Genomic DNA, 3,181 nt, shown 5'->3' on the forward strand with positions numbered 1-3,181 from the left:
GGCCGGGCCGTCGTCGCGGGGGACGTGGAGCGGGCCGTGCGCCTGTCGCGGCGCGTGACGTGGGCGGCGCTCGGGGTGTGCGTCGCGGCGCGGCTCGTGGCCTCGGGGCGCGTCGCGGGGCGTGCGCGGTGACCGGGGGCGGGCTGCTCGTCGCCGGGACGACGTCCGACGCGGGGAAGAGCGTCGTCACGGCCGGGATCTGCCGGTGGCTCGTGCGGCGGGGGGTGAGCGTCGCGCCGTTCAAGGGGCAGAACATGTCCCTCAACTCCTTCGTCACGCGCGACGGCGCCGAGATCGGCCGCGCGCAGGCGATGCAGGCGCAGGCCGCGCGCGTGGAGCCGAGCGCGCTCATGAACCCGGTGCTGCTCAAGCCGGGCGGGGAGCGCTCCAGCCAGGTCGTGCTGCTCGGCAGGCCGCTCGGCGAGCTGAGCGCGCGCGGGTACCACGGGGGCAAGCAGGCGGAGCTGTTCCAGACGGTCGTGGACTGCCTCGCCGAGCTGCGGCGCTCGTACGACGCCGTGATCTGCGAGGGCGCGGGGAGCCCGGCGGAGATCAATCTGCGCCGGACCGATCTCGTCAACATGGGGATCGCGCGGGCGGCCCGGCTGCCCGTCGTGGTCGTCGGGGACATCGACAGGGGCGGCGTCTTCGCGTCGTTCTTCGGGACGACGGCGCTGCTCTCGGCCGAGGACCAGGCGCTCGTCGCCGGGTACCTCGTCAACAAGTTCCGGGGCGATGTCTCGCTGCTCGAACCGGGCCTGCGGATGCTGCGGGACCTGACGGGGCGCGACACCTTCGGGGTGCTGCCGTTCAAACCGGGGCTCGGCATCGACGAGGAGGACGGCATGGCCGTCTCGCTGCGCGGCGCGGTGCGCGAGTCGCGGCTCGCCGAGCCGTACGGGCCGGAGGTGCTGCGCGTCGCGGTGTGCGCCGTACCGCTCATGTCGAACTTCACCGACGTCGACGCGCTCGCCGCCGAACCGGGCGTCGTGGTGCGGTTCGTGGACCGGGCGCAGGACCTCGTGGACGCCGACCTGGTCGTCGTGCCGGGGACGCGTGGGACGGTGCGGGCGCTGGCGTGGCTGCGCGAGCGGGGGCTGGCCGACGCGCTCGCCCTGCGGGCCGCCGAGGGGCGGCCCGTGCTGGGCATCTGCGGCGGGTTCCAGCTGCTCGGGGACGTGATCGAGGACGAGGTGGAGTCGCGGGCGGGGACCGTCGCGGGACTCGGGCTGCTCCCGGTGCGGGTGCGGTTCGCGCGCGAGAAGACGCTCGCCCGGCCCGCGGGGAGCGCGCTCGGGGAGCCGGTCGACGGGTACGAGATCCACCACGGGGTCGCGGAGGTGACGGGCGGCGACGAACCGTTCCTCGACGGGTGCCGGGTGGGGGCGGTGTGGGGGACGCACTGGCACGGGTCGCTGGAGAGCGACGGCTTCCGGCGGGCCTTCCTGCGCAGGATCGCCGCGCAGGCGGGGCGGCGGTTCGTGCCGGCGCCGGACACGGAGTTCGGGGCGTTGCGCGAGGAGCAGTTGGAGGCGTTGGCGGACCTGATCGAGGAGCACGCGGACACCGCGGCGCTGATGGAGCTGATCGAGCGGGGGGCGCCGGCGGGGTTGCCGTTCGTGCCGCCGGGGGCGCCGGGGTGACCTCGCGGGGCTCCGCCCCGGACCCCGCTCCCCCCTTGCCCCCAGCCTTCGGCGGACCCCCGGGAAGGGCTGGAATGTTTACCCGAAAGGAAGTCCCCGTATGACCACCCCCGACCATCCCTATCCCTTCACCGCCCTCGTCGGGCAGGACGATCTACGGCTCGCCCTGCTGCTCAACGCCGTGTCCGGGCGCGTCGGCGGGGTGCTCGTGCGCGGGGAGAAGGGGACGGCCAAGTCCACCGCCGTGCGGGCGCTCACCGCGTTGCTGCCCGAGGTCGAGGTCGTGGCGGGGTGCCGCTTCTCCTGTGATCCGGCGGCTCCCGATCCGCGGTGTCCCGACGGGCCGCACGCTCCCGCCCAGGCGGAGTCGCGGCGACCGGCGCGGATGGTCGAGTTGCCCGTGGGGGCCTCCGAGGACCGGCTCGTCGGCGCGCTCGACATCGAGCGGGCGCTCGCCGAGGGCGTCAAGGCGTTCGAGCCGGGGCTGCTCGCCGCCGCGCACCGCGGCATCCTCTACGTCGACGAGGTCAACCTGCTGGGCGACCACCTCGTGGACCTGCTGCTCGACGCCGCCGCCATGGGGGTCTCCTCCGTCGAGCGCGAGGGCGTCTCGGTGCGGCACGCCGCGCGCTTCCTGCTCGTCGGGACGATGAACCCCGAGGAGGGCGAGCTGCGTCCCCAGCTCCTCGACCGCTTCGGCCTCACCGTCGAGGTCGCCGCCTCGCGCGAGACCGAGGAGCGCGTCGAGGTCGTACGGCGCCGGATGGCGTACGAGGACGATCCCGCCGCCTTCGCCGCGCGCTTCGCCGGGGACGAGGCGGCCCTGCGCGCCCGGATCGCCGAGGCGCGGGAGCTGCTGCCCCGCGTCGTCCTCGGCGACACCGCGCTGCGTCAGATCGCCGCGACGTGCGCCGCCTTCGAGGTCGACGGGATGCGCGCCGACCTCGTCATGGCCCGTACCGCGACGGCGCTGGCCGCCTGGGCCGGGCGGGAGAGCGTGCTCGCCGAGGACGTGCGGCAGGCCGCGCTCCTCGCCCTGCCGCACCGCGGCCGCCGCAATCCCTTCGACGCCCCCGGGCTCGACGAGGACAAGCTCGACGAGGTGCTCGACGAGAACGCCGGGCCCGAGGAGGAGCCCGGGGGGCCGGACGACGGGGACGGTCCCGACGGGCCCGGGGGCGGTGTCCCGCCGCAGGGCGGGGCGCCCGAGGACCGTACGGGCCAGGACCCGAGCGGCAAGAGCGAGGACGACGGGCCCTCCAAGGCCCCCGGCGACGACGCCCCGGCCCCCTCCGCCCCTTCGGACGCCTCGGATTCCTCCGCCCCCTCGGACGCCGAGGGAAAAGGCTCCGCGGGCGCCGCTGAGCAGCCCGCCGCCTCCGCCACCGCCCCCTTCCGCACGAAGAAGCTGACCGTCCCCGGGCTCGGTGAGGGCGCCGCCGGGCGCCGCTCGCGGGCGCGGACCGCGCACGGCAGGACGACGGGCTCCTACCGCCCGCGCGGCGGCGCGCTCGGCTCGCTGCACCTCGCGGCGACGG

General features: G+C 76.1%; 2 protein-coding genes and 1 pseudogene. All 3 read left to right on the top strand.

Annotated features, from left to right (window positions below):
- Positions 1 to 132: pseudogene (locus G3I42_RS37950) on the top strand (cobalamin biosynthesis protein); the annotation flags it as partial.
- Positions 129 to 1,643, top strand: a complete 1,515-nt coding sequence (locus tag G3I42_RS30160; protein WP_164290925.1) for a cobyric acid synthase — start codon at positions 129 to 131, stop codon at positions 1,641 to 1,643. The pseudogene G3I42_RS37950 and the gene G3I42_RS30160, both read left to right, overlap by 4 nt.
- 100 nt (positions 1,644 to 1,743) lie before the next feature.
- Positions 1,744 to 3,181 (top strand): ATP-binding protein (locus tag G3I42_RS30165; protein WP_164290926.1); only part of this gene is annotated, 1,438 nt, incomplete at its 3' end.

The organism is Streptomyces sp. SID11385 (genome assembly GCF_010548245.1).
Taxonomy (GTDB): domain Bacteria; phylum Actinomycetota; class Actinomycetes; order Streptomycetales; family Streptomycetaceae; genus Streptomyces.